This window comes from Halobacteriovorax sp., assembly GCF_048381875.1.
Classification (GTDB): domain Bacteria; phylum Bdellovibrionota; class Bacteriovoracia; order Bacteriovoracales; family Bacteriovoracaceae; genus Halobacteriovorax_A; species Halobacteriovorax_A vibrionivorans.
This window is the reverse complement of record NZ_JBLXBP010000002.1, coordinates 552,097-575,611: the sequence shown is the minus strand read 5'-3', so window position 1 is coordinate 575,611 and position 23,515 is coordinate 552,097. Positions and strand designations below refer to the sequence as shown.

20 protein-coding genes and 1 pseudogene are annotated in these 23,515 nt (G+C 35.9%); 9 read left to right on the top strand and 12 right to left on the bottom strand.

What is annotated here, in order from left to right:
* The first annotated feature begins 9 nt into the window (after positions 1 to 9).
* Positions 10 to 936: a S1 family peptidase gene (locus ACN5L8_RS07025; RefSeq protein ID WP_115361739.1), complete on the top strand. Its 927-nt coding sequence runs from the start codon at positions 10 to 12 to the stop codon at positions 934 to 936.
* On the opposite strand, the gene ACN5L8_RS07020 is transcribed toward ACN5L8_RS07025, so the two are convergent.
* From ACN5L8_RS07020 to ACN5L8_RS06995, 6 genes are read right to left on the bottom strand one after another with little or no spacing between them, the layout of a single operon-like run.
* Positions 916 to 1,728 carry a TatD family hydrolase gene (locus ACN5L8_RS07020; RefSeq protein WP_334678839.1) on the bottom strand — a complete coding sequence of 271 codons (813 nt, stop codon included), beginning with the start codon at positions 1,726 to 1,728 and terminating at the stop codon, positions 916 to 918. The two genes, ACN5L8_RS07025 and ACN5L8_RS07020, sit on opposite strands and share 21 nt — an antisense overlap.
* 2 nt (positions 1,729 to 1,730) lie before the next feature.
* On the bottom strand, positions 1,731 to 2,876 hold the full coding sequence (locus tag ACN5L8_RS07015; protein WP_334678840.1) for a thioredoxin domain-containing protein: 1,146 nt from the start codon (positions 2,874 to 2,876) through the stop codon (positions 1,731 to 1,733).
* 3 nt (positions 2,877 to 2,879) lie between these two features.
* On the bottom strand, positions 2,880 to 3,464 hold the full coding sequence (locus ACN5L8_RS07010) for a polyphenol oxidase family protein (RefSeq protein WP_419168830.1): 585 nt from the start codon (positions 3,462 to 3,464) through the stop codon (positions 2,880 to 2,882).
* Complete coding sequence (locus ACN5L8_RS07005) at positions 3,464 to 4,432, bottom strand: RluA family pseudouridine synthase (protein WP_419168829.1); 969 nt, start codon at positions 4,430 to 4,432, stop codon at positions 3,464 to 3,466. Before ACN5L8_RS07005 ends, ACN5L8_RS07010 begins: the two co-directional genes overlap by 1 nt.
* 3 nt (positions 4,433 to 4,435) lie before the next feature.
* Positions 4,436 to 5,083 (bottom strand): helix-turn-helix domain-containing protein, encoded by a 648-nt coding sequence (locus tag ACN5L8_RS07000; RefSeq protein WP_115361729.1) that lies wholly within the window; start codon positions 5,081 to 5,083, stop codon positions 4,436 to 4,438.
* A gap of 2 nt (positions 5,084 to 5,085) precedes the next feature.
* Complete coding sequence (locus tag ACN5L8_RS06995; protein ID WP_419172704.1) at positions 5,086 to 6,069, bottom strand: P-loop NTPase; 984 nt, start codon at positions 6,067 to 6,069, stop codon at positions 5,086 to 5,088.
* Positions 6,070 to 6,172: 103 nt separating this feature from the next.
* Between ACN5L8_RS06995 and ACN5L8_RS06990 the strand changes: the two genes are divergently transcribed.
* A complete protein-coding gene (locus ACN5L8_RS06990) occupies positions 6,173 to 6,814 on the top strand; it encodes a diacylglycerol/polyprenol kinase family protein (RefSeq protein WP_115361725.1) in 642 nt (213 codons plus the stop codon).
* Between the two features lie 10 nt (positions 6,815 to 6,824).
* Here ACN5L8_RS06990 and ACN5L8_RS06985 read toward each other — a convergent pair whose 3' ends face one another.
* The gene (locus ACN5L8_RS06985) at positions 6,825 to 7,511 is read right to left on the bottom strand and encodes an LON peptidase substrate-binding domain-containing protein (RefSeq protein WP_120404201.1); all 687 of its coding nucleotides are present in this window, start codon (positions 7,509 to 7,511) and stop codon (positions 6,825 to 6,827) included.
* Between the two features lie 97 nt (positions 7,512 to 7,608).
* Here ACN5L8_RS06985 and ACN5L8_RS06980 point away from each other — a divergent pair, with 97 nt between their 5' ends.
* The gene (locus ACN5L8_RS06980) at positions 7,609 to 8,511 is read left to right on the top strand and encodes a type I phosphomannose isomerase catalytic subunit (RefSeq protein ID WP_115361721.1); all 903 of its coding nucleotides are present in this window, start codon (positions 7,609 to 7,611) and stop codon (positions 8,509 to 8,511) included.
* Positions 8,512 to 8,515: 4 nt separating this feature from the next.
* Here ACN5L8_RS06980 and ACN5L8_RS06975 read toward each other — a convergent pair whose 3' ends face one another.
* Both ACN5L8_RS06975 and ACN5L8_RS06970 read right to left on the bottom strand, forming a co-directional pair.
* On the bottom strand, positions 8,516 to 8,857 hold the full coding sequence (locus tag ACN5L8_RS06975; protein WP_120404202.1) for a hypothetical protein: 342 nt from the start codon (positions 8,855 to 8,857) through the stop codon (positions 8,516 to 8,518).
* Between the two features lie 234 nt (positions 8,858 to 9,091).
* A pseudogene (locus ACN5L8_RS06970) lies at positions 9,092 to 9,232 on the bottom strand (DUF5522 domain-containing protein); the annotation flags it as partial.
* Between the two features lie 228 nt (positions 9,233 to 9,460).
* On the opposite strand from ACN5L8_RS06970, the gene ACN5L8_RS06965 reads away from it, so the two are divergent.
* Positions 9,461 to 11,122: a long-chain-fatty-acid--CoA ligase gene (locus ACN5L8_RS06965; RefSeq protein WP_419168828.1), complete on the top strand. Its 1,662-nt coding sequence runs from the start codon at positions 9,461 to 9,463 to the stop codon at positions 11,120 to 11,122.
* Between the two features lie 49 nt (positions 11,123 to 11,171).
* Here ACN5L8_RS06965 and ACN5L8_RS06960 read toward each other — a convergent pair whose 3' ends face one another.
* Positions 11,172 to 11,690 carry a hypothetical protein gene (locus ACN5L8_RS06960; RefSeq protein ID WP_419168827.1) on the bottom strand — a complete coding sequence of 173 codons (519 nt, stop codon included), beginning with the start codon at positions 11,688 to 11,690 and terminating at the stop codon, positions 11,172 to 11,174.
* A 39-nt stretch (positions 11,691 to 11,729) separates the two neighbouring features.
* On the opposite strand from ACN5L8_RS06960, the gene ACN5L8_RS06955 reads away from it, so the two are divergent.
* Together ACN5L8_RS06955 and ACN5L8_RS06950 are read left to right on the top strand one after the other, a co-directional pair.
* A complete protein-coding gene (locus ACN5L8_RS06955) occupies positions 11,730 to 12,305 on the top strand; it encodes a BamA/TamA family outer membrane protein (RefSeq protein WP_419172703.1) in 576 nt (191 codons plus the stop codon).
* Positions 12,306 to 12,694: 389 nt separating this feature from the next.
* On the top strand, positions 12,695 to 17,299 hold the full coding sequence (locus tag ACN5L8_RS06950; protein WP_419172702.1) for a hypothetical protein: 4,605 nt from the start codon (positions 12,695 to 12,697) through the stop codon (positions 17,297 to 17,299).
* A gap of 3 nt (positions 17,300 to 17,302) precedes the next feature.
* On the opposite strand, the gene ACN5L8_RS06945 is transcribed toward ACN5L8_RS06950, so the two are convergent.
* Positions 17,303 to 18,259: a hypothetical protein gene (locus ACN5L8_RS06945; RefSeq protein ID WP_120404206.1), complete on the bottom strand. Its 957-nt coding sequence runs from the start codon at positions 18,257 to 18,259 to the stop codon at positions 17,303 to 17,305.
* Between the two features lie 189 nt (positions 18,260 to 18,448).
* Here ACN5L8_RS06945 and ACN5L8_RS06940 point away from each other — a divergent pair, with 189 nt between their 5' ends.
* From ACN5L8_RS06940 to ACN5L8_RS06930, 3 genes are all read left to right on the top strand, one after another.
* The gene (locus ACN5L8_RS06940; RefSeq protein WP_419172701.1) at positions 18,449 to 20,023 is read left to right on the top strand and encodes a hypothetical protein; all 1,575 of its coding nucleotides are present in this window, start codon (positions 18,449 to 18,451) and stop codon (positions 20,021 to 20,023) included.
* A gap of 166 nt (positions 20,024 to 20,189) precedes the next feature.
* Positions 20,190 to 21,371 carry a trypsin-like serine peptidase gene (locus ACN5L8_RS06935; protein ID WP_419172700.1) on the top strand — a complete coding sequence of 394 codons (1,182 nt, stop codon included), beginning with the start codon at positions 20,190 to 20,192 and terminating at the stop codon, positions 21,369 to 21,371.
* A 109-nt stretch (positions 21,372 to 21,480) separates the two neighbouring features.
* Positions 21,481 to 22,005 carry a hypothetical protein gene (locus tag ACN5L8_RS06930; protein ID WP_419172699.1) on the top strand — a complete coding sequence of 175 codons (525 nt, stop codon included), beginning with the start codon at positions 21,481 to 21,483 and terminating at the stop codon, positions 22,003 to 22,005.
* A gap of 25 nt (positions 22,006 to 22,030) precedes the next feature.
* Here the strand turns inward: ACN5L8_RS06930 and metG are convergent, their stop codons facing one another.
* On the bottom strand, positions 22,031 to 23,515 hold the full coding sequence (metG, locus tag ACN5L8_RS06925; RefSeq protein ID WP_419172698.1) for a methionine--tRNA ligase: 1,485 nt from the start codon (positions 23,513 to 23,515) through the stop codon (positions 22,031 to 22,033).

Here is a 23,515-nt window from a genome sequence, read left to right as displayed (position 1 = left end):
TGAAGTGTCATGCTTATTCGCGTCGTTTTAACATATCTTATTTTTACTGCATCTAGCTTTGCCATTGTTGGTGGAGAGCTAGTTGGTGCAAAAGACTATGAAAGTGTAGTGGCCCTCGTTAGAAGAGGAAAAGCATTCTGTACTGGAGTAGCACTTTCTCAAAATCATATCCTTACAGCAGCTCATTGTTTAGAGAGTAAAAAGGCCCATACGATTAAGGTGTATACGGGAGCCGGTAAAGATTTATCTAATACAAGAGATTATAAATTAAATGCACAATACTCAGTTAAAAAAGCGTTTATCCATCCTTCTGTAAAATTTCAATTTCCAGGTGGCCCAATTGAAAACCTAGCAGATGTGCGAACTGTAGACCTTGCTATCTTAGAACTTTGGAACCCACTTAGAATTCCTCGCTACTACTCGTTGCTTACAAATCCTGTGGATGTTTATAATTATCTTCGTCCTGGAAATTTAACAACAGCTGTTGGTTATGGATACACAGGAGAGTTGGGATTTCTTCCTTATGAAGAAATACATGATGATGTTAGCTACGGACAAAAGAGAAAGGCGCAAATTCCAGTATACGGAACTTCATTTAATTATTTAGATATGAGAAATAAAGAAACGGATACTTGCTATGTTGATAGTGGGGGACCAATCTTTGTTGATGTAAACGGTAAAAGAAAGATTGCTGCCATCGTATCGGCTTCTCTCGGCTTTTGTGCTGAAGGAAAGTATGCCACCTTATATGCATTAACTTATCATGCCGCATGTTGGATAAATGATGTAGCCGGTGTTGAGGATGAGTTTACTGATTCTTTATGTGACAGAGAGTATCGTATCGAAAGTAAGTGCTTCCATTTAAAAGATGAGGATGAAATTCTTCGTTGTGCAAATGGAATTTCAAATGATTTCTTAAGTCAATTTATAGAATAATTCTTTGGCATTTTTATTTGCAATTTCAATTAATTCTTGAGCATCTATGTCTTTGTGTTTTGCAATGTAGTCAGCAACACAAGGTAAGTAGAATGGAGCATTCTCTCGTCCTCTAAATGGGACAGGAGTTAGATAAGGAGAGTCTGTTTCAAGAAGAAGTTTCTCTAGTGGAACAATATCTAAAACATCTCTAACATTCTGAGCGTTCTTAAAAGTTACAATACCATTAAATCCAATGTTAAAACCTTCTGAGAGACAAAACTCAGCTAATTCTTTACTCGACGTAAAGGAGTGAATTACTCCCTTTCTTTTCAATGTTTGAGAAAAGTTTTTTAAAATGGCCTTTGTGTCTTCATCTGCTTCACGAGTATGAATAACAACTGGCATGTCACTATCAACAGCAATTTGTAATTGTTTTTCAAATGCTTCTTTTTGAATTTTGGGATCTGAGAATTCGTAGTAGTAATCAAGTCCAATTTCACCAACTGCAACGATTTTCTCATGGGAGATATTTGCTTTTATTTCTTCGTATGTATCAGGTGTAATCTCTTTGGCCTCGTGTGGGTGGATCCCTTGAGTTCCAAAGACAATATTATTCTCTGTTAATTCTCTGACCTTACTTAAGTTGCTAGGAGAAACAGCAATCGTCACAATTTGGTCAACACCATATTCTTGGCACTTTTCTAATGTATCAATTAACTCTTGGCCTTTAAGGTAGTCGAGATGACAGTGGGTCTCAATTGGACCCACTGTATATTTAGGAATAATTTTTTCTTTTTTCTTTTTACTCATACTTAGTTTTTAGCTTTCTCTAAAAGGTGATCCATGATCGCAGTGTAGTCACTTAAAGGTCTAACACCTTCAATCTTTACACCATTAATTAACTGAGTTGGAGTTGATTGTACATTGAAAGTATTGGCCTGATTGATCATATCAACAACAAGCTGCTTAGTTTCAGGCTTTGCCATACATTCAGTAACACCAAGCTCTTTTGCTCTTTCATCAATCCATGTTTGAGAAAGGTTTTGTTGATTTTCAAAAATCTCATCATGAACTGACTTAAATTTCTCTTCTCCTGAACAACTTGCTAGGTAAGCGGCCTGACATGCTAATTGGTGAAGTGGTCCTTGCATTCCATCGTTACAGTTGTGGTCAAGTGGGTAGAAGAAGTATTGAATATTGATCTTACCGTGATACTTCTCTTCAATCTTAGGCAGTACTAGGTTTAGAGCGTTACATGCTGGACACTGAAAGTCTGAAAATACAGATAATTGAATAGGTGCATCTTCAAATTTTTCAGTTGCTGAAGCTAGGCGATATGGAGAAGGGTTCGTTGGATTTCCCATACTCTTTAGCGCTTTAAACATTGTTACAATTTGAGCACTTCTTGCTGAAGACTTCTTTGTTTTTGAGCTAGTAAAGCTATATGCAATAGCACCACTAATAACCATACATAGAATAGCTATTCCAAAGAATTTCACATCAAAGTCACGAGAAGCATCATTCTTATACATCATATAGAGAGCTGCCCATGAGGCGATATAGTAAAGTGTACAGAATGGACATAAAGTTCCAAGCATTACAAGAGAGTAGATGAAGAGAACGAGACAACCAATTCCATTAAGTAGAAGAAGAATGAAGAGTCCACCTTCTGCTTGCTTCTTATTAACCATGTAAAAGAACATAATCATGGCACCGATAATGATACCGAATATTGAAATTGGAACTCCTGCAATATTTGAAAGAGGAGAAAGAGTCGCAGCATCACAAGTTAAGAATGAATTGATATTACAAGCTGATGCGGCCCCAAACCCTGTTGGGAATTTTACTTGGTAGAAGTGGTTTGTCAGATAGATTGATAAGACAAACATAACAAGACCCGTTACAAAGAATAGGATCTTTTTATTAAAGCTTAATTTGTTTAAAAAACTGTCATTCATATTTTAATTCCTTTTTAAAATATTGTAATTTCTCTTAGTTGTTTGATTTCTTCTAAAACTATTATAGTTGAGATTTGCAAATGTGCATATATTGGCACAAATGACTTGAGCACTCATAAAGTTTTTTCTAATTTGATCCTCGACTTCTTGCTGCATATCAAAGCACAGCCTGCCTTCTATCATCTTAAAGGCATTTGAATTAGGAAAGTTTTGTTTAAATTCTTCACTAACTTCGTAATTCTTAGCACTTATATGAGGGCCAATGAGAAAAGTATGTGGCCTAAGTGCCTTGATATCATCACTGATAACGATACCTTGGGCCAGCCCACGCCATCCGGCATGAAGATTTGCTACTCCCAACTCACCAATAACGACAATAGGAAGGCAGTCGGCAGTTTTAATGGCCAAAGGAGTTGCTAAGGTGAGTGAACTAATGAGGCCATCTGCTTCGATTTTTTCATTTGTTGGTGATTTTGCGATGTTGGAAGAGTGAATCTGCTTTACTTCATCAAATTCAAATTCAGGTCTATCGTCATAGGTTTCAAAGAGATATTCACCGATTTGTTTTTGATAAAGTCGATTGGTCATTATGATTCAGACTCCAAAAAATCCAGTACTTCTTGGAAGACTGGAGGTGGTGGCTCTTCAAAGTAGAGCTTCTCTTTTGTAATAGGATGTACAAAGCCTAAGATCTTTGCGTGGAGGAATGGATGCTCGTAATCCTTAATAATTGCTCTAAGACGAGTATCAACTTTCTTTAAGTCGTTCTTTGGTACCCCATAAAGAGGGTCCATTAGAATATGACCGTTTAAAAGCTGACTTAAGTGAACGCGGATTTGATGTGTGCGTCCAGTTTCAAGCTTTAATTCCACATGACTTAGATTTTGGTAATATTTTAGTACTTTAAAATTTGTTACGGCCTTTTTTCCATTGCGAACATCAACGGCCATCTTAAGGCGATTATTAGGATGGCGACCGATTGTTGATTCAAGCCTTCCTTCTGGCGGAAGCTTCGCACTTATACTGATTGCCTCATAGTAGCGATCGATATCATGGGCCTGAAATAAATTAACCAGTCCTTCATGACACTTTTGTGTCTTTGCTACAACCATTACACCGCTTGTTCCCTTATCGAGACGATGAACGATTCCTGGGCGTTTTTCATCGCCGACACCTTGAATATCTTTGCAATGGTGGAGGATCGCATTAACAAGAGTTCCTGTATAATTTCCTGGGGCAGGGTGGGTAACCATTCCAACAGGTTTTACAACGATTGCCAGATGCTCATCTTCAAAGAGAATCTTTAATGGAATATCTTCTGCTTTTGCAGTTGATTCTCGAGGAGGTGGAACGTCTACGTAAACTTGCGTTCCAACAGGAGGCATCTTCTTTAACTCAATCTTTGTTTCAGATGTAATAGCGCCTTTCTTATATAGTTCTTTAAGAAAGCTTCTTGATTGCTCTAATTTTGATGCCAGAACTTGATCGAGACGACTAAACTCATCATGGTCTTCTTGTGTAACAGTTATAACAAAAGAATTGGCCTGATCACTCATAGATTACTTTGCTTCTTTGAGGGCCTTAATTCTTTGCAGATAAGAGTTGGCAACAAGGTCTGGGTTTAATTTTAAAACCTTAGCGTATTGATAAACAAAGCCTCTGACATAGACTATCGCTGGCATTTTTTCAACATCTTCATTTTCAATATATTGAAGGTAAGTTTTAGAAATCTTAGTCATATCTGCAAGACGAGCAATATCAACTTTCTTGTATTCTCTAACTCTTTTTAAGAATTCGCCGGTATATTCAGAACATTGCTCAATTTCTTTTTCAAATTCTGTATCTTGCTCGTATTCAAGACCGTAGCGCTTCTTTGCCACAAGCTTATTCATCTGACTCATGACCTGACTTTCAGTCTCTTTTTCTTCTTTTGGCTTTGATGTGGCCATGAAGTTCGTTTCATCTTCCACAACAATTCCTCGAGCTTGATTATATTTCTTTCTCTTTGTTGGATTACTTAGAATATTATAAGCCTCTTCGATAAGCTCAAGAACCTTATGGGCCTCTTCTTCAGATAGAAGTGAATAGAGTGCAATACTATCTCCACTATAAGCAGTTTTAGCGGTTGTGTAGGCTTTGAAAATCTCATCTGCTGAAGCATTTGGTGCTACTTCTAATACTTCATAGTAATTCTTTTCAGTTGTCATTTTTATACCATCTTCTTTGTCAGGTTAAGAATACGATTGATTACATGCTCAAAATTCTTAACAAGTGATGAGTTCGGGAACTCAAGTATAAGTGGCTTTTTCTTCTTAACACTTTGCCATACAGTCGCATCGTATTCAAGGAAGCCAACGTAATCTAAATTAATACCAAAATATTTTTTTGAGATAATTCTCATGGCAAACCCAATATCAATGTCTGCTTGGGTTCTAGCTTGGTTAATTATGAGCTTTGGAGTGATACTTTCTATCTCTCTTTTTAGCTTTAGGCCTTGTTGCTCATTGATTTGCATGGCCTTTTCTATAATCTCTGATGGCTTGCGATTTTCGCCAACTTTTCCATTCATTACCTTATCAATCAATGGACCAAGCTCTAAGAAGTCATCAACTGATTGAAGTTTTCTATGGTAAATAGATTTTATAAAACGATAAGTATTCTCAATTGAAGTTGGCTCTGGCAGAGTCACAAGAATTCCTTCATCGGCCCCTAAGAAGAAGTCGAGAGTATTATTTGTCGTTCCAGCTCCAAGATCCAGTAGAATATAGTCTGCATCAAGTTCACGCAGGTCGTTAAGAACCTTTGACTTATGAGCGGCCTTTAGATTTGCCATACCAAGATTATCTTGTGCTCCACTGATTAGGCTTAAGTTTTCTAATGGAGTCGGTGTGATTAAATCAGATAATTTTGTATTTGGTTTTGTGAAATAGTCACTAAGAGTTCTGGATGGAACACTGACACCAAGGCAAGTGTGGAGGTTTGCTCCTCCGAGATCCATATCAATGGCAATGACTTTCATCCCCATTAGTGCAAGGCAAATTGAAAGGTTTGACGTCACAAGACTTTTACCTACGCCACCTTTACCACCACCAATGGCCCAAATCTTTTTTCCGTTATTTGATGCACCTAAGTACTTACCAGCATCTGCTAGGTGAGAATTAGAATTATTATGTGTATTATTTAAGTTGTTCAAAATACATCCTTGTATCGCTACTTAAGTTTTCTTCATTATAGCCAAAATTAAAAAGCCTCGAAAAGGTCTTTATTTTATTTTTCTAAAATTATATATTTAATGAATGGAAAGTATTTATCGGTTCCCAAGTAAGTTTGAACCACATATATTAAGAAAATTAGTCCACATCATTTCAGGACTAGGAATAGTCCTTATTTATCTTCTGACAAATATTGATTCTCTTTTATTTTCTTATATTGTTTTGGGAGCAAGTGCTCTTTTCACTTTGATCGAAATATTGCGTCTGAAATTTGACGGTCTTAATCAGGTATTTGTGAATGCATGTCGCAGTGTTTTAAGAGATTCTGAAGTTAACGGCTTTACTGGAACACCACTATTTCTGTTGGGAATAGGTCTTTCATTTCTTGCTTTTGATGAACAGATTGCTTTATTGGCAACGATTATTCTTTCTCTAGCTGATCCTGCCTCTTCATTTGTAGGAATACGTTATGGAAAGAGAAAGGTTTTAGAAGATCGTACATTTGAGGGATCGTATGCGTGTTTTATTATGACGTTCTTAGTTGTGGCAACATATGGGATGCTCTATTTTCCTCTAAGTCTAAAAATTGTCATCTTTGCTTTCTTTACGGGAGTAGCTACCGCTATTATTGAATTACTTTCAACTAAGATCGATGATAATTTTACTCTCTCATTCTTTACAGCAAGTGCGATGGCCTTATTAAATATTCTTTTAGTTCTAGTTTAAGAAAGATAATTTAATTTGCCTGTTTGAGTTGAAGTTTTTCACTAATAAATTCTTTATATGCTTGGGCCACGATAGGATCTTCTTGAAAGCTATGTTCATCAGTAATTAATGAATTTAGGATTTTGATCTGATCATTAATGCTTTTTTGTTCAAGTAACATCTGCCTGAGAATTCGACTTTTTATTATAAACGTTGAAACGTAGTTAATGATTTGGTGTGGGGTTTTAAGAGTCTCAATAAAGTGGTCGCGGTCTCGATCATCAGTGATATTAACATCAAGCCAGCTAAAGAGAATATTTTCAAGGCGATAAAAGTCGTCAATATTTCCCATAATAGAATGCTCATCCTCTAATACCGTTACATTGTAGACAGGGTAGGGACTAGATTGGGTGGGATAATTAACTTGGCACTTTCCCGTACATCGCATTAATACTTTTAAGGTATTACCATCGACTCTCTCAATCATAAGAGGTTTTCCGTAACCTAGAATTTCACAAGGATAAGAGAAGTATGTTTCAAAATCTTTCTCCATTGCAAGGGAGATTCCAATCGGATTTCCAGCACAAGTTGCCTCTTCAAATATATCCTGAAAGATTTCATCTACAACATATAGAGGAAGGGATGTCCCCGGAAAAAACACAATATTGGGAAGAGTTATAATTGGAATTTCCATACGGTTTGAGTGCTTTTTTGCCATGATTTATCATATCGACAAAAAGTCTGACGCGTATATTTAAACCTTATTAATAAAGGTAAAGCTAGCATAGTTAAGGTAGTGTTGGTAGGATATCTATATGATTTTAAAGCAGCTTCCACATTTAGTGACCACTGTTTGGGGTGGTGAAAAGTTAAAAAAGTTTAAGCTTCAAGAAGGCGAGTCCTTTGATGGCCCATTAGGTGAGACTTGGGAAGTCTCGACTCTTGAAAATGGACTTTCTCATTGTGAATCAGGTCGTAGTTTAAAAGATGATCTGGAAGGCAAAGAATTAACATATCTTATTAAATTTATCGACACTGCTCAGAATTTATCTATTCAAGTACATCCTGATAATGAATATGCTCACATCCATGAAGATGCTCTAGGAAAAGATGAGTGTTGGTATATCTTAGAGGCACAAGATGATGCTGGGATTTATCTCGGCTTAAAAGACGGTGTCACTAAAGAAAGATTACAAACGGCCATTGAAAATAATGAAGACGTTAATGAACTTTTAAATTTTCATAATGTTAGAAAAGGTGACTTCTTTAATATCCCTGCTGGATCAATCCATGCTATTGGAAGTGGTGTAACTCTTGTTGAGGTTCAACAAAACTCTGGAGTCACTTATCGAGTGTGGGATTGGAATCGAGTAGGACTTGATGGAAATCCAAGAGAGCTTCATGTGAAAAAGGCCATGGATGTTATTAATTTTGAACTTGAAAAGAATATCCCAGAGCACTTCCAATATAAAAATCTAGAGGAAAGTGGACTACTTACAAGTAATAAATATTTTAATGCCCGTTTAAAAATCTTAAAGGCCAATGATGAAAGTGTTCTTTCATTAAATGGAATTAGTTCTGTTGTGGTTTTAGATGGAGAGTGTGAGATTGATGGAACCTCATTGTCGAAATATCAGACTGCCGTATTAAAAGATATTGAGTCTGCCATCTTGAAGGCAACGACAGACTCACAAGTATTAGTTGTTAAGCAGGTTTAATCTTTTATAAAGCCTCACAATTTAGTGGGTAAGTTACCTCGTGACCTTTATCAGTTCTAATTGAAATATAAGTATTCATTTCGTTTGAATCAGTAATGTCATCAAAGTGAATTTGAAACTTCTGACCACCCATCGAGTAGTGATTCGTAACAGAGTTTCCAACCTTGCTAGTGCGACCAGTAATTGATTGGGCCGGCATACGACCTTCAGTCTTAATAAGGTTGTTCTTAATTTGAAATTCAATATTCTTGCGTTTTGAAGAACACTTAAAGTTAATCTCTGGCTTTGCTGCCATTGTAGACTGAGCTAGAATTAGTGTAAGTGCGAGAATGCTTAGTAATTTCATTTTTCCTCCAAGTTTTAAACACTATTTATAATGCACAGAGGATGCCAAGATGAATGTCTATAATTTCAGGTGTTTAGCTAGGTGATTTTGTGATTTTTTCAGACATCTGTCTAAAGTTTATTCAGCTTCTTCAATCTTTTCGATGCTATTTAGGTAGTATTCGGCCATCTCTTCATCTGAGACTTCTGTGATCTCTGTTTGGCGACGAAGCTCGTGAGGGACGTCACTTTTAGCGCTATCATGCTTGTCATTAAAGCCATAAGGGCAGTGAAGGCAGCCACTTTCACAGCAGTAGCCACGACGTAAGTGAAACTCTTCAGTAAAGACAGTGTTTCCGTCTTTATTTATATAGAAATCTTTCTTTGCGTCATTCATAGGCTTGGTTTAAAGATAAGGCCCCTAATTCAGGGGGCCTAATGTGTGTGTGGTGTTTTGCAAAACGGTCATTCTTATATCGAATAAAATTTATTACTTCAAGAACTTTTGTGAATATGTATGAGATAATGCAACGCGCGTACAGAATGCTTATTGTAAGTAGCTAAAAATTAAAATACAATAAAATGTACTTTAAAATTATTAATTATTAACAAATGGAGTTTTGCTGTGACAAAGCCTTGGTTAAAACACTATCAAGATGGTGTAGCTGAAGAAATTAATCCTGAATCGTACGCTTCAATTCCTTCTTTATTAGAAGAGAGTTTTGAGAAGTTTGCTTCGAAGCCATCATTTCATTGTATGGGTAAAACTCTTACGTATGGTGAAATTGATCACTTATCAAAGAAGTTTGCTTCATACCTACAAAATGATCTTGGTCTTCAAAAGGGTGATCGCGTTGCCATCATGATGCCAAATATTCTTCAATATCCAGTTGCTCTATTTGGTATTCTTCGCGCAGGTATGGTTTGTGTAAATGTAAACCCACTTTATACAGCAAGAGAACTTGAGCATCAGTTAACTGATTCACAATCAAAAGTGATTATTATATTTGAAAACTCAGCATCTGTACTTGCAGAAGTTGTTAAAAATACTCCAATTGAGCACGTACTTGTAACTCAAATTGGTGATATGCTTAAATTTCCAAAATCACTTCTAGTTAATTTTGTTATTAAGCATGTTAAGAAAATGGTTCCATCTTGGGATCTTCCAGGTGCTAAGTCATTTCTTGAGGCCCTTGATAAAGGTGACGAGTCTAAGTACAAAAGACCTGAGATCATTAATTCTGATCTAGCTTTCCTACAATATACAGGTGGAACGACTGGTGTCTCAAAAGGTGCAGAACTAACTCACAGAAATATTGTGGCAAACCTTTGCCAAGCAGGTGAGTGGATTTCTCCAGTAGTTGAAGAAGGAAAAGAGATTATTATTACACCTCTACCGCTTTATCATATCTTCTCATTAACAGCTAACTGCTTCACATTCTCAAAGATTGGAGCATTAAATGTTTTAATTACTAACCCAAGAGATATTCCTGGTTTTGTAAAAGAATTAAAGAAGTGGAACTTCACTGCACTTACTGGAGTAAATACTCTTTTTAACGGACTTTTAAATAATGAAGACTTTAAAACAGTCGACTTCTCTCACCTAAAGTTAACTCTTGGTGGTGGTATGGCCGTTCAACGTGCTGTTGCTGAAAGATGGAAGGAAGTTACTAAGACTCCTCTAATCGAAGCTTATGGACTAACTGAAACTTCTCCAGCAGCATGTATTAATCCGATGGACCTTAAAGATTACAATGGGATGATTGGTCTTCCTGTTTCATCAACTGATGCATGTATTAAAGATGACGATGGAAATACTTTAAATGCAGGTGAAGTTGGTGAGATCTGTATTAAAGGTCCACAAGTTATGAAAGGTTACTGGGGACGTCCAGAAGAGACAGCTAAAGTTATGACTACTGATGGATACTTTAAGACAGGTGACATTGGTGTTATGAATGAAGAAGGTTTCTTCAAAATTGTTGATCGTAAAAAAGATATGATTCTTGTTTCAGGATTCAATGTTTATCCAAATGAAGTAGAAGAAATTATCGTTACTCATCCTAAAGTATTTGAATGTGCAGCTGTTGGTGTACCAAATGAAAAGTCGGGTGAGGTTGTTAAACTCTTTGTTGTTAAAAACGATCAGTCTCTTACTGAGGAAGAGTTAATGGCATTCTGTAAAGAGAACTTAACGGGTTACAAGAGACCAAAGTTCATTGAGTTTAGAGATGAGCTTCCAAAATCAAATGTTGGAAAAATTTTAAGAAAAGACCTAAGAGGTCAATAGTAAAGAAAGGGAGCTTCCAGCTCCCTTTTTATTTAATGCTAAGTTAAATTTATAACGCCAGCTTCTTTAGTTGAGAAATAGTATCCTGATTGTAAGTGTTAATTCTTAAAGTGGAATAAGCAGCCTCTTTTACGACGGCATCAACATATTGTGGCTTTGTTGCTCCTGTTAGAGCATCTGTCATATCTGTTGGATGCTTAACAGTCTTGAAAATTGGTGGATTGATTCCAAGTAATAGGTGAAGGCGATTAATATCATCTTCCGTCATTGGCCTATGGAGTTTCTTTGTTAAACCAGTTTTAGATTTTAATTTTAAAAACTCATACTTAGTATTGTAAAATAGTGTGAAAATAACAGGAAGGCATGCGCTATTACATCCTGTTGTTGTATTTACTTCTCTTATGAAACCAAGTTTTTTACCCTCTTTATTGAAAGCGACCTGAATAGTCGTATTAATAGGGTTCTCACTGATTTTATCTTCAACTTTAATTTTCTTAACTTTAGAAATCTTAGGAAAGATGCTTTTGTAAAAACTGATATCATTTCCATAGATAGAAGTGCTTGTCATAAGAAATAAAGATATTATTTTCAACATAGGTCTACTCACATGAAATTACAGTATTGTATTTTCTTTTTACTTATTCTCAATTCTATGACTTTTGCTCAAGAATCGCAACGTGCACAAAAGGTCATTGAAAAAGTGAGCAATGATTCACAAAAAGGAAATTTTGTACTTGTTCCTGGCCCTTCATATATGCCTAGCACCAAGCTAGGACTCAGCTTAATCGGAATGTATCTCTTTGATGCCAATAGTGGAAAATATAAAAATCAAGATGTGAACGTACCTCCCTCTATACTTGGTGCATTCGCAAAAGTAACAACAAATGATTCGGCCATGGGTGCGGTTGGTACACAATTATTTCTAGGCTTTGGAGCAGTTTGGAATGAGGTCATTTTTACATCTGAAGGAAGTGCTCCTCTAGGTACTTCAAATACTGGCTTCAAGTTTAACTTATTCTATGACACTAGAGATAATACTTTCTCTCCTACAGATGGTTTCTACTTAAATACAAGAACTAGTTTTTATCGCAAGGATCTAGGAGGAGATGATAATATAACAACGATCGACGCTTCTTTATCTCAATACTTCTCTCTCTCAGACAATGGGCATTTATTCTCATGAATATATGACTCAAGCTTCAATCTTGGTGATACGAATCCTAATTACAATTATAATTTTGGTTCCCGTGGCCCAAGAGGATACACAGGTAAGGTGTTTGAAGGTGCAAATATGTTACGTTTTGAAGGAGAGTATAAGTATTATTTTAAAAGTATTTTATCCTCTCGCTTTGGATTAGCGGGATTCGCTATAAGGTTCTACCGAAACAAAATCTAAATATGCGAATTGACATGGCCTACGGGCGTGAAGATGTCTTTACGATGTACTTTGCACTCAATGAAGCAATATAGCTACACAGTGTTCAGAGTTTGAACACTTCTTCAGTCGTATCTACTTGAAATCATGTCTATTCACTAAAGAGATTTTGGCATTCATATTGCTCTTATATACCCATGGTATTTAAAAAACTTGTGACATTCTTTATTATTTCTCTTTGTTCATTTCAGATGGCATTTGCTCAAACTATTGAAAATACGAGACAAATTGCTAGCTATATCGATTTAGAAGATCTTAAAGCGCAGCTTGCCCAGGTAAAGAAAGAACTGAGAGGGAATATCTCGTCTGAACTTTCTGAAGAAGAACTGTCGGCCTATGAGCAAGCCTTTAGAATGCAAAATGATAATGAGTCACAAGGTGAGACTGGTGAAGAGAATGACTTCATTACGTTTCTTGGTTCTTTAAAGAAGAATTCTTGTGGAGTAAGGGATTATATCCAAGAAGAAAGACCTGAAGAGAAAAAAGAAGATGAGGGAAGAGGTAAGAGCCTTTTTACTGATATCTCAAAAGTTATTTCTGAAATCGAAGTTGGTGATTCTCCAAATCGTAGCCAAAAACGTTATATTCAAGGATATGCAAGAAAAGCAATTCAATATTTTGAAAGAGCAAAGTCTTTTAAAGCAAAGGTAGAAGACTTTATTAATGAAACGAATGAAGCTTATGCTGATAAAGAAGAATTACTTCTTGCTTACAACGATTCATTTGTAAAAGGTCTACATGATGTAAAGGTTTCATTAACTCCTTTTATCAATATGAGTAGTATTGATATCAATACTATCCTACCAAAGTTGACGACAGACTTCATTGAAGAAGAGACAGAACTATATAGTTTTCTTGTTAATGGAGAAATGAAAGATAAGATCTTTTTTAAAGTAAATTTTGAAGGAAGTGATGTAACTTTAGAACTTGATACTTTTCAAAACTTTAAAAGAGATATCGTAATTATTAATAAATCTCCAAGTGGTAAGAACTATCTTAGAGCACTTCGTATTTTAACAATTCAAATGATGGCAACACAAATTAGAAATTATGACATCATGATTGAGTCAAAAGAGAATCATGTTGTTATTCCAAAGAGTTGTCGTAATAAGGTTAACGGTGATTGGCCTCATCTATTAGAGCTAAAAGTAGATGAATCTGTAGCTAAGACATACCTTGATAATCTAATTAAGAATTCTGGACTTGCTTATGATGAGATGAATCTTGAACTAATGAGTGTCAAAGAAGCTCAGCAGCTAAATCCAATGGCCGAAACAATGGTTTCATCTACATCTATTGAGAACTTTTTAAGAGCAGCTAAAGGTAAGGAAGCTAAGGACTTCTATCGTAGAAGCTTAAAAGCTGGTTTTGATGAAGCTTTAGCATATGAGAAATTCATGAAAATGAAGATGCCTGAAGTATCTTCTGTATATATGAAAAAAGTTTATTCTTATAAGGGAAGAGCACGTACTTCAAAAGATGTTACAACTAAAGATATCGCTTTATTTAAGGATATTACGGGATCTGTTCCAGAAAATAAGACAATTGAAGTTGATATTTTTGAAGGAGATCAAAAGTATGTTGAGCAGATTTATCCATCAGCAATTAATGCATCTCCATATATCGCTTCGAAAATGGCCCAGGCTAGAACTGAGAAAATTGAAGACATCATAAGTGAGAATGTAAAGTCTCAGCTAAAGTCTAATACAATCATTGTAGATTTCCCATCACTTTACGCAAATGAGGGATATAGAAACTGGGGATTGAATACTCTTCATGATAAAGCAGTAGAGCTCTTAGATGATAAAAATTTCGAAATAGGATCACGCCATAATATGATGATGGTTGGTTACTGCTACAGAAAACCTGGAAATCTATGTAAAGGTGTTTCAAGACAGACTAATATCTTAAAAAGAGTTGCTGAATATATTGAGACTCTTAAGATTGATGGTAAGTATATTCCAGTTTCACGTCTAGATCAGTCAAAGACAAAAGAAAGCTATCAGGTTTTAGCTAAGATCTTTAACTATCTAAGATCGACTGCCAGAGTATTTCCTGAACTTATAACTAATGAATACGATTATCTTATTGCTCAAATGCAGGCCCTTAATCCACTAGCAAAAGTACGTTTAGGTTACTTAATTGCAAGAGAGGAACTTGAGAGTATTAAGAATGGTAGAGTTAAGACAATGAGAAAAACATCACGTGGGATGCGTGTTGACTATGATTATAGATGTTTTAACAATAACATGAAGAAGTATATCGAAAACCTAGATGAGGCAGCTAAAGTGCTTATGGCCGATAAGGTGATAACACCAAACTTCTTAACGAGAAATCTAGGCAAAGATGAGTATAAGAAATTATGGAATGATATCTTTGATGAATATAATAAAGATACAACTCAGATTATGACTGCTGAATTACACTCAGGTAAGAAAGCATATGAAGCAATTGAAGGACTATCAAACAAAGTTACAATAGAGCGTTCTCAAATTGAAGACGCTGCACATAAGGCAGTTGAGGGTCGCTTACTATATCAAACACAAGAAGATATCGATAATCGTCTTTTAGAAGAAGATGTTGAAAAAGTCGCATTCTTTAAAGAAATTCTTGCAGCAAAGTCTCACGAGGAAAGAAAAGCTATATTTGAATCTCGTCCACATACTATCGATATCTTTGATGACTACGAATTAGTACATAGTTTTTTAAAACTAAATATGGATCTAAAGACTCCAGTTTATAAAGATATTTTGAAAAGATCGGCACTTGAGCGTCAACAAGAGACATATCGTAAGCTTAACCGTTTCTGTCAAATCGAAGAAGATGATGTTGATAGTTTAAAAGAAAACTTTTATGCGACAGTAAAAGTTCAAGATCAGCTTAATCAGCTTCTTGGAATCCCAGCAGTTCCTAAAGAACTAATGGATCGTATGGGAGACTGGAATAGTGATGAAAAATGGGCAATGTTTAATGGTGTTTTTGGATTCCTTCTTGGAATGGGGGCCGTTCTAGCAGCTGGATCATGTACTGTTTTAACTGGTGGACTATGTGGAATTGCTATTGCAGGAGTTGGTACTGTTGGTTTTGGAATGCAGGCAAATGCAATTAGACTAGAAACAAAAGCAAAGCGTAGAGCAGATCGTAGTGAGGACTATGTTGGTGAGATGGCCGACCTTGGATTCACTGATTCAAATGCTGCTGAAAATGTAGCAAAAGGATGGATGGCCGTTGCATTTGAAGTAATTGGTACAATTTCAATGATCTCAATTCTAACAAGAAGTATATCTGTAGGATCGAAGATTTTTAAAGAGTCTTTAAAATCAATCGTTAGAAACCGTTCAAAGTTAGGAATTAAAGAATCACTAAAGCAATCAGGTAAAGATGCTTCAGTTATCGTAAATGAATCAGAAGTTGAATTTGCTAAGCTTGTTTTAGGCCTTAAGAAATATCGTGATGTATTTAAGAATATGCTTTCTGCAAAGACAATGGATGATGTTGCATACAACTTAAAGAATTTAGATCTAGATGAAGAATTTGTTGAAGCAACACTTAAGAAGATGAATAAAATTGAAGAAAGCTATAAAGCAGGAAGATTATCAAAGTCTACTTATAATAAAGGTATTCGCAATATCGTAAATAGTGTTGAAGAGGCCATTACAAAATCTAATGGTGGAATCTATCGTTACACAAGTGATGTTGTTGTCGATCTAGGTTATGCTGATGTGGATAGAGCGCTTGGACAAACTGTTGCAAAACTATTTAACGGAAGTCCTCTTGAATTGAGACACTACATGAGTAGCTATGTAAAAAGGCTGAATAAGTCGATGTTTAGAAATTCTTCAAAAGCAGCTAGAGCAAGACTTCGCTTAAGAAAAGCAGCTGAAGGTAAGTATCTAAAAGGGACTAACTGGATTGTGCATGCATGGAATGAAAATACAGCTAATCTTGCAAAAAGCCGTCGAGAGTTTTTAAGAATTTATGATGAGTTACAAAGATTACCAGAAGGTGAGCTAGTAGAATATATCTCTAAGAATGCAGACACTCTTACTGATATCTTTATTAAAATACCTCTTAGAAAGAGAGACTTTCCATATCTCTTAGTTCAAGGGGCACCTCATACTGGTGGGTTCTTTGGAAGAAGAGTTCCAGTAATCTCTGCAATCGGTGAAGGTGTTTTAATGAGAAAGATCTTTACAGCTAGAGCTAGGCTTACTTCTGAAGTGGCAAGAAGAACTGCAAGAGAAACACTTGGTCTTAAAAGAGTTCTAATGGCCGAGACAGTAGGTGATTTATATCGTGGACTTGAAGTTTCAGTACTAGAGGCTCTTCCTAAGATGAGTAAGAAGGAAGTAGCTGAAGTGGAAAAGATGATTGCTAAAGTTAAAGAAAAGGCAATCTCTGGAATCTATAATAACCTCGAAAGTGACCGCGCTATTATTCAATTTATGAATAAGCATGGCGTTAGCTTTGACGGACTTAGTCCTGAGCAAATCTTTTCTGAACTAAATAGAATTCTATATTCTCCAAGTGGAGAAGTTGAGAATGCATTATCTCGCTACCTATGGGCAAGTGCTGATGTTGAAGGATTATTCAAGTCACCAGAGTTCACAGGATTAGCTTATAAAGTTATGAGAGATACGATTGAAGAGAGTAATATTGGAAGTTTACAACGCTACCTTAATGCCCTCAAAATCCTACAAATTAAAGATAATGGAGCTTTAGGTAGCGTCGAGTTATTTTAGAAATTACTTTTTAAAACATTTTGCATCATCGCGTAAATATTCAAGTAACGCTAGCTTCTTTTGACGAGCTGCTGGCGTTCTTGCTTCATCAGCTTCTTTTTGAAGAACATCATAGAAAGCATCCATAGTACCTTTTTTAGACTCTTTCATCTCTTCTGCTGTCGCTTTTAGAATACGAGCTAATTCTGTCATTTCGTTGTCATTAAAACCACTTGATAGAAATGAATAGAACTTATGTCCGTTAAAATTACTAAAAAGATCTACCTTTCCATTACTAACTGATACTTCTTTGATTGCTGAGATCAGCTCCTTTTGTGCAGACGAACCATACTTTTGGGCCGTTAAGAAATATAATAGGGCCTCTTCATCTGTAGGGTTAAGCATTGGCACACGGGCAGACCATCCTTCATTTTTTACTTGAGAATATAACTGTCTTTGAACCTTTGCAGGTGAGTTATATCGAGACATAACTTTAAAGATTCTCGCCGAACTTTCATCTTTCATTTCAGAAAGAACAAAGTCGAAGCCATTATCAGATAGATTCTTATTCACACATGGTGCACATGATAGAATAGCGCTTTTTTTGTATCCATATCTTTGAGACAGATAGACAAAGCTATTAATAGCTTCTTTTAGCTCTTTTGCTTCAGGGTTTTCTTTGGCAAAGACTTCACTAACTTTTTGTAGTCTGGCCTTATCTTGAGAGCCTTTAACCATCATCTTTAAAGTATTAAAGCTAAAGTCCTCTTTTTTTCCTGTATGAGACAGGTCTTTCATTGCAAGATCGAGATTTTTAGTTACGACACTTCTAACTTCAGAGTCTAATACACCGCTTTTTAAAAGTAGTTGATTTAGCCCTTCGCCAGTCGCTTCAATTAGACTAAAAACAGAAGCGTAAGCCGAAGTGCTCGTAAGCATTAGGGCCATAATAAGCGTGTAAATTCTCGTTGATACTTTCATCAATTCCCCCATCAAGATATATCTAAGATCTTTATCGGCTATTTTTACTCAGATATTTAGCTTGACGCATGTGCTAAGACGAAAAAAATGATAAAAAACACTTTAGTTTCGGTGCCTTACAAGGCTTCACAAGGCTTGAATTAAGAAAATGACTTGGGTACAATGCTAGCTCACTCGGGGGAGAGTATTATGGTAAACTTATTTAGGGTATTAGTTTTATCTACTTTTTTATTGCCAAAACTTGTTCATGCAGAGCTTGATGGTGCTACTGAATCGGAAATTGAAACTTGTCGCCAATTAAAGGTCTTTCTTGATGGAAACGTTGGTGAAGTAGAGTGTCAATCAGAATACCAGATCTACTCTAAATTTGTTGGTAAATACAGCCGCTCAAAAGTTAAATCTAAATATAATCAAGTAAGAATTGCTGCCTTTAACCTTTTCAAGCCAGGTGCTACTCAAACTGAATACAAAGACCACCAACTTGTTGCTCAAATTATTGACCATTGGGATGTTGTTGCAGCAGTTGAATTAACTTCTAATAATGGCCTAAGTAAGAGGCATAATGAAGGTATCGTTGAGTACTATACTTCTCGTCTTGCTCAGATGACTGAGCAAGGAGCTGATCTTTCTGCAAGTGTAACGAGAAATGAACTTGCTCTTATTCGTGAACAATTTGATTTTCCTGGATATATTGAAGTTTTAAAAGAGCTACAAAAGCTTGATGCATCTTGGTCTCTTGTACTTTCTGGAAAGCAGGAAGGAAGCGAGAATTCGACTGTTAAAGAATTAACAGGGTTCTACTATCGTAGTAGTGTTGTTGATTTAAAGGCTACTCAATATTGTCGTGATAAGTATGGAAGAAACGGAAAGTATGGCTGTCTACCAGTCTTAGATGAAAAGACTTTTGGCCGTGATGTCGATGGACTTTTCTCAAGAAGGCCATTTCTTGCAACGTTTGAATCAGGTGAATTTGACTTCACTCTTTTATCAACTCACGTTATTCACAACACGCCTTCAGATGAAGATCTTCAAAAGAAAATTCTACGAAATGTTTATGGTGTAGAAGATTATAAAGATATTGGCCCAGGGGTAACTCAGTTAAAATTTGCACGCTTTGCTGAAGTTAGACTTATGGCCGAACTAGTTGAGTACTTAAAGAAGAGTTACTATGAGCAAGATTATATTATTCTTGGTGACTTTAATCTTGAGAGTACAAATGATTACTGGGAAACTTTCTTTAATGACTTTAGAGGGTTGGAGCTAAAAATTGAAGGTGCAACTTCAATGGCCTTAGGTAAGTCATTATCTGATGGAACAATCACTCATGGAACAAAAAGTAATTATGATCACTTTCTTTTTGATCCTAATGAAACAAGAAATTGCAAAGGTAGCAATACTGCAAAGATCTTTAACTTTATTGAAGGTGACTTCTCAAAGTTAATTAATCGACGCTACCTTGTACGCTCAAATGCAAAATACCAATCTCAAACAAGAGATGTCGAAATGTACCGCCTTAAAGCAGGTGGCCGCGAGAAGGTTGAAAATCTTGTGGATAATTACACTCGCTCAATTCAAAATAAGCTAACGGTAAAAAATAATAAGCTAGTTCCAAGGTTTGACATGGAAGAAAGTCAAAAAGAGTTTTACGATCGAGTTATTGATTCACAGCTTTTTGATAAGACTTATTATAATTACTTAAAAGAAGTTATTAGTGACCATTTACCAATCTATATGAATTGCTCAAATCAATACGATAATGATTAATATAAGAAGGCTTTCATAGGAAGCCTTTCTTCTAAGTTGCTGAAAATACAAGCTCTTCAAGCTGTACATGAAATAAACATCCTCTATAAAACTTCCAATTAAAAGGATAGAAACACTCTTTTTTATTAAAATAAATATATTGATTTATTAGAATAGAGAGGAGCGAATGTTTACTGGAAAGCAGTTAATTTATACGTCATTGATCTTATTAAATTTCATCTCATGCCAAAATAGCGAGGTCGCTTCTAGTAAAGAAGTGAATGTAGAAAGCTCTAATCAAATTATTGGTAGTGATGATCGCGCTGAAACAACTGGTCGCTTAAATAAAGAAATTGTTAAAAAAGTTGGGCAAATTAGGACTGAAATTGTTAATCCAAGTACAGGTGTTGCGACAGTAAATACGTGTTCAGGGACTCTAATTAATGATAGCTATATTATAACTGCCGCTCATTGTGCCTTTAAAGCAGAGACAGAAGATCTTTTACAAAACTCATTTTTCTACCCTGGTCTAACAAATAAAAATAAACCAAAGTACGGTCGATTTCCAATTGAGAGAGTTTATTATCCAAAAGATTACTCAAATATTTCACATTATCCAGATGAAGATATTGCTATTATGAAGCTAGGTCTAGATTCTCAGGGAAGAAGTGCCGGAAAAAGAGTTGGTACTGCCGGTTATTGGGGTAGGTCTAGTTTACCAGATGGAAAAACTCTAACGATAGGTTATCCAGGTGATAAGCCTGATGGTCAACAATACTTCCAAGAGAATTGTGAAATTGATCAAGCAAGTGACAAACGTCTTGATATTTATTGTGATGTAATAAGTGGCCAAAGTGGTTCACCAATTCTTGTCTACTCTGAAAAGTATGGCAACTCATATGTACATGGTGTGATAACTGGAGAAGATAGATATAAGAGCGTAAATTACGGATCATTTCTAACAGATGAAAGAGGGAAAATTGCACAGGCCATTTTCTCCGGATCATTTAGTGAAGATAACGACTTTATCGAAAAATGGGTTTCAAAAGAAATGAAACATGAAAGTATCATTAATGTTTTGATTAAAAATAATTGTTCATCAAAAGAGACTTTAATTGCATTTGATTATAAAAATCACAAAACCGACAGCTGGGAAGCGAAAGGTTTCTATACGCTTAAAGCAGGTGAAACCATAAGATTTTTTCAAACGAAGAATGGAGTGCTCTATTTACATGCACGCGATAGAAATAGAAATGTGATTATTGATGGCGAACATACGAGAAATGTTCCAGGCTCTGGCCGATTTGACATGAAGAGATATCGAATAAAGAAATGGGGTGACTTTAATATTGAAGTTCCTTGTTATTAGAATTGGCATTTTAGAGAGTTGATGCTTTCTTAAGTCGTTCTTAATAAACATCTTTTATTAACGCTTTAAACGTTCTACAATTTAGTAAACTAAATTATGGAGCGTTTTTTTGAAGAGTGTTATTTCTTTAAGTCTACTGATACTAATTTTATTTTCATGCGGTGAAAATGACTATGTTGTAGGAACAAAGTTAAATCCACTAGAGAATCTTTCTGTTGAAGAAGCTTTTCATATGGAGTCTGTTGGCAAATGCTCAGCTAATACTCGTAAGCATAAGGCCATGTCCTTCACAGGTTTAATTACAGAGGATGTTGCTGGAGATCGTTTTGTTTCCCAAGTTCTTATTACATTATATCGCCAAACTAAAACCTATGACTTAAGTTATAGCGAATATCCTTTTCCTTCAAATATTGATCAAAGTATATATTCAACTTCTTTTACTCAGACCTATGATGTTGTGGATAATGAGCTTATCTTAAATAACTTTGGAACAATTAGAGCAACAGTTGAAAATGATAAAATTTCTCCGCATATTAAGATTACTAACGTTGTCAGAAATGTGATTGAGACGAGCACAAAAATAGGTCGTGCGGTTTATTATTCAGATGATGATGTTGTAAATGAATGCTTATAAAAAAGCCTCCATTGTGGAGGCTTTTTTACCTTAGTTCTACTTTAGGGAATAGGGCCTCCGGTGGCTGAGGCGTATAAGTCGCGGCACCAAATTCCATAAGTTCAGTTCCAAGAGCACTTGAACCAATATATTCAAGAGCTGTTTTCGTACACTCTGGAAGGAAGGCCTGAAGCATATATGATGCTGCTGCCATACCGTAGAAACAGTTATAAGCGATTGGAGCAAATGCTGCTTCATCTTTCTTATGCTTCCAAGGCTCTTTATCATTTACGTATTGATTAAGGCTAACGATAAGGTCCCAAATCGCATCAATGGCCTTGTTGTGCTCACGCTTATCCATGAACTCCTTAGCACGCTCAAAATATGGAAGAGCATCGATTTCTTGGGCCACACCTTCTGGCGTGTAGACTTTATCTGGAAAGCTCTTTAGACCTAGTTTGATAACTCTCATTAAAAGATTTCCATAGTCATTTGCAAGCTCAGTATTGTGCTTATCAACTAATTCTTGTTCAGAGAATTTTCCATCACCAGATGATGAAATATTTTTTAGCATATAGTAGCGGAAAGTATCCGTTGGATATTTTTCAAGCATCTCAAATGGATCAACAACATTACCAAGAGACTTACTCATTTTCTTTCCATCTTCAGCAAGTACCATTCCGTGAACATATACTTGTTTTGGAAGTGGAAGGTCTGCGGCCTTTAGCATACATGGCCAAATTACTGAATGGAACCAAAGGATATCTTTACCTATAACGTGCATATCTGCTGGCCAGAACTTTTCTTTTTGATCTGAATCAAGAGCAGAGTAGTAATTGATAAGAGCATCAAACCAAGTATACATAACAAAGTTATCATTACCCGGAACCTTTACACCCCATCCTTGGCTTGGACGAGAAATAGCAAGGTCTCTTAGATCGTCATTTTCAAGGCGAGAAAGAATTTCTTTATAGCGTGCACCTGGAACAATAAAATCAGGGTTCGCTTTTAGGTGATCGATAATCCATTTTTGGTATTCACTCAGTTTAAAGAAGAAGCCTTCTTCTTCTTTGAGTTCAAGTGGCTTGTGGTGCTCAGGGCAGTTTCCATCAGGTGCTTGTGCTTCAGTGTAGAAAGACTCACAAGAAAGACAGTAATTACCAGAGTAGTGCCCGTGGTAAATTAATCCCTTCTCTTCAAGTTTCTTCCAAAGTTCAACACATGAATCTTCATGACGCTTCTCAGTTGTTCTGATGAAGTCGTCATGACTAATATTTGCTCTTGTACAAAGGTTTTTAAAAACTTCGACATTCTTATTAACGAATTCAAGTGTATCAAGACCTGCATCCTTGGCCGACTCAATAAGCTTTTGTCCGTTTTCATCTGTTCCAGTTAGGAAGTAAACATCTTTTCCAAGGAGTCGATTCCAACGTGCGTATGAGTCAGTTACGATCTTCTCATAAGCATGTCCAATATGAGGACGCCCATTTGGGTAGTCGATAGCTGTTGTTGCATAGAATGTATTTTTCAT

What these genes read in the sequence shown, in the direction of transcription:
- ACN5L8_RS06960 (WP_419168827.1), bottom strand. Translation starts at nt 11,690, where the DNA reads ATGACAAGCACTTCTATCTATGGAAATGATATCAGTTTTTACAAAAGC.
- ACN5L8_RS06990 (WP_115361725.1), top strand. Translation starts at nt 6,173, where the DNA reads ATGGAAAGTATTTATCGGTTCCCAAGTAAGTTTGAACCACATATATTA.
- ACN5L8_RS07010 (WP_419168830.1), bottom strand. Translation starts at nt 3,464, where the DNA reads ATGACCAATCGACTTTATCAAAAACAAATCGGTGAATATCTCTTTGAA.
- ACN5L8_RS06955 (WP_419172703.1), top strand. Translation starts at nt 11,730, where the DNA reads ATGAAATTACAGTATTGTATTTTCTTTTTACTTATTCTCAATTCTATG.
- ACN5L8_RS06950 (WP_419172702.1), top strand. Translation starts at nt 12,695, where the DNA reads ATGGTATTTAAAAAACTTGTGACATTCTTTATTATTTCTCTTTGTTCA.
- ACN5L8_RS07000 (WP_115361729.1), bottom strand. Translation starts at nt 5,083, where the DNA reads ATGACAACTGAAAAGAATTACTATGAAGTATTAGAAGTAGCACCAAAT.
- ACN5L8_RS06945 (WP_120404206.1), bottom strand. Translation starts at nt 18,259, where the DNA reads ATGAAAGTATCAACGAGAATTTACACGCTTATTATGGCCCTAATGCTT.
- ACN5L8_RS07015 (WP_334678840.1), bottom strand. Translation starts at nt 2,876, where the DNA reads ATGAATGACAGTTTTTTAAACAAATTAAGCTTTAATAAAAAGATCCTA.
- metG (WP_419172698.1), bottom strand. Translation starts at nt 23,515, where the DNA reads ATGAAAAATACATTCTATGCAACAACAGCTATCGACTACCCAAATGGG.
- ACN5L8_RS06980 (WP_115361721.1), top strand. Translation starts at nt 7,609, where the DNA reads ATGATTTTAAAGCAGCTTCCACATTTAGTGACCACTGTTTGGGGTGGT.
- ACN5L8_RS06940 (WP_419172701.1), top strand. Translation starts at nt 18,449, where the DNA reads ATGGTAAACTTATTTAGGGTATTAGTTTTATCTACTTTTTTATTGCCA.
- ACN5L8_RS07025 (WP_115361739.1), top strand. Translation starts at nt 10, where the DNA reads ATGCTTATTCGCGTCGTTTTAACATATCTTATTTTTACTGCATCTAGC.
- ACN5L8_RS06975 (WP_120404202.1), bottom strand. Translation starts at nt 8,857, where the DNA reads ATGAAATTACTAAGCATTCTCGCACTTACACTAATTCTAGCTCAGTCT.
- ACN5L8_RS07020 (WP_334678839.1), bottom strand. Translation starts at nt 1,728, where the DNA reads ATGAGTAAAAAGAAAAAAGAAAAAATTATTCCTAAATATACAGTGGGT.
- ACN5L8_RS06935 (WP_419172700.1), top strand. Translation starts at nt 20,190, where the DNA reads ATGTTTACTGGAAAGCAGTTAATTTATACGTCATTGATCTTATTAAAT.
- ACN5L8_RS06985 (WP_120404201.1), bottom strand. Translation starts at nt 7,511, where the DNA reads ATGGCAAAAAAGCACTCAAACCGTATGGAAATTCCAATTATAACTCTT.
- ACN5L8_RS07005 (WP_419168829.1), bottom strand. Translation starts at nt 4,432, where the DNA reads ATGAGTGATCAGGCCAATTCTTTTGTTATAACTGTTACACAAGAAGAC.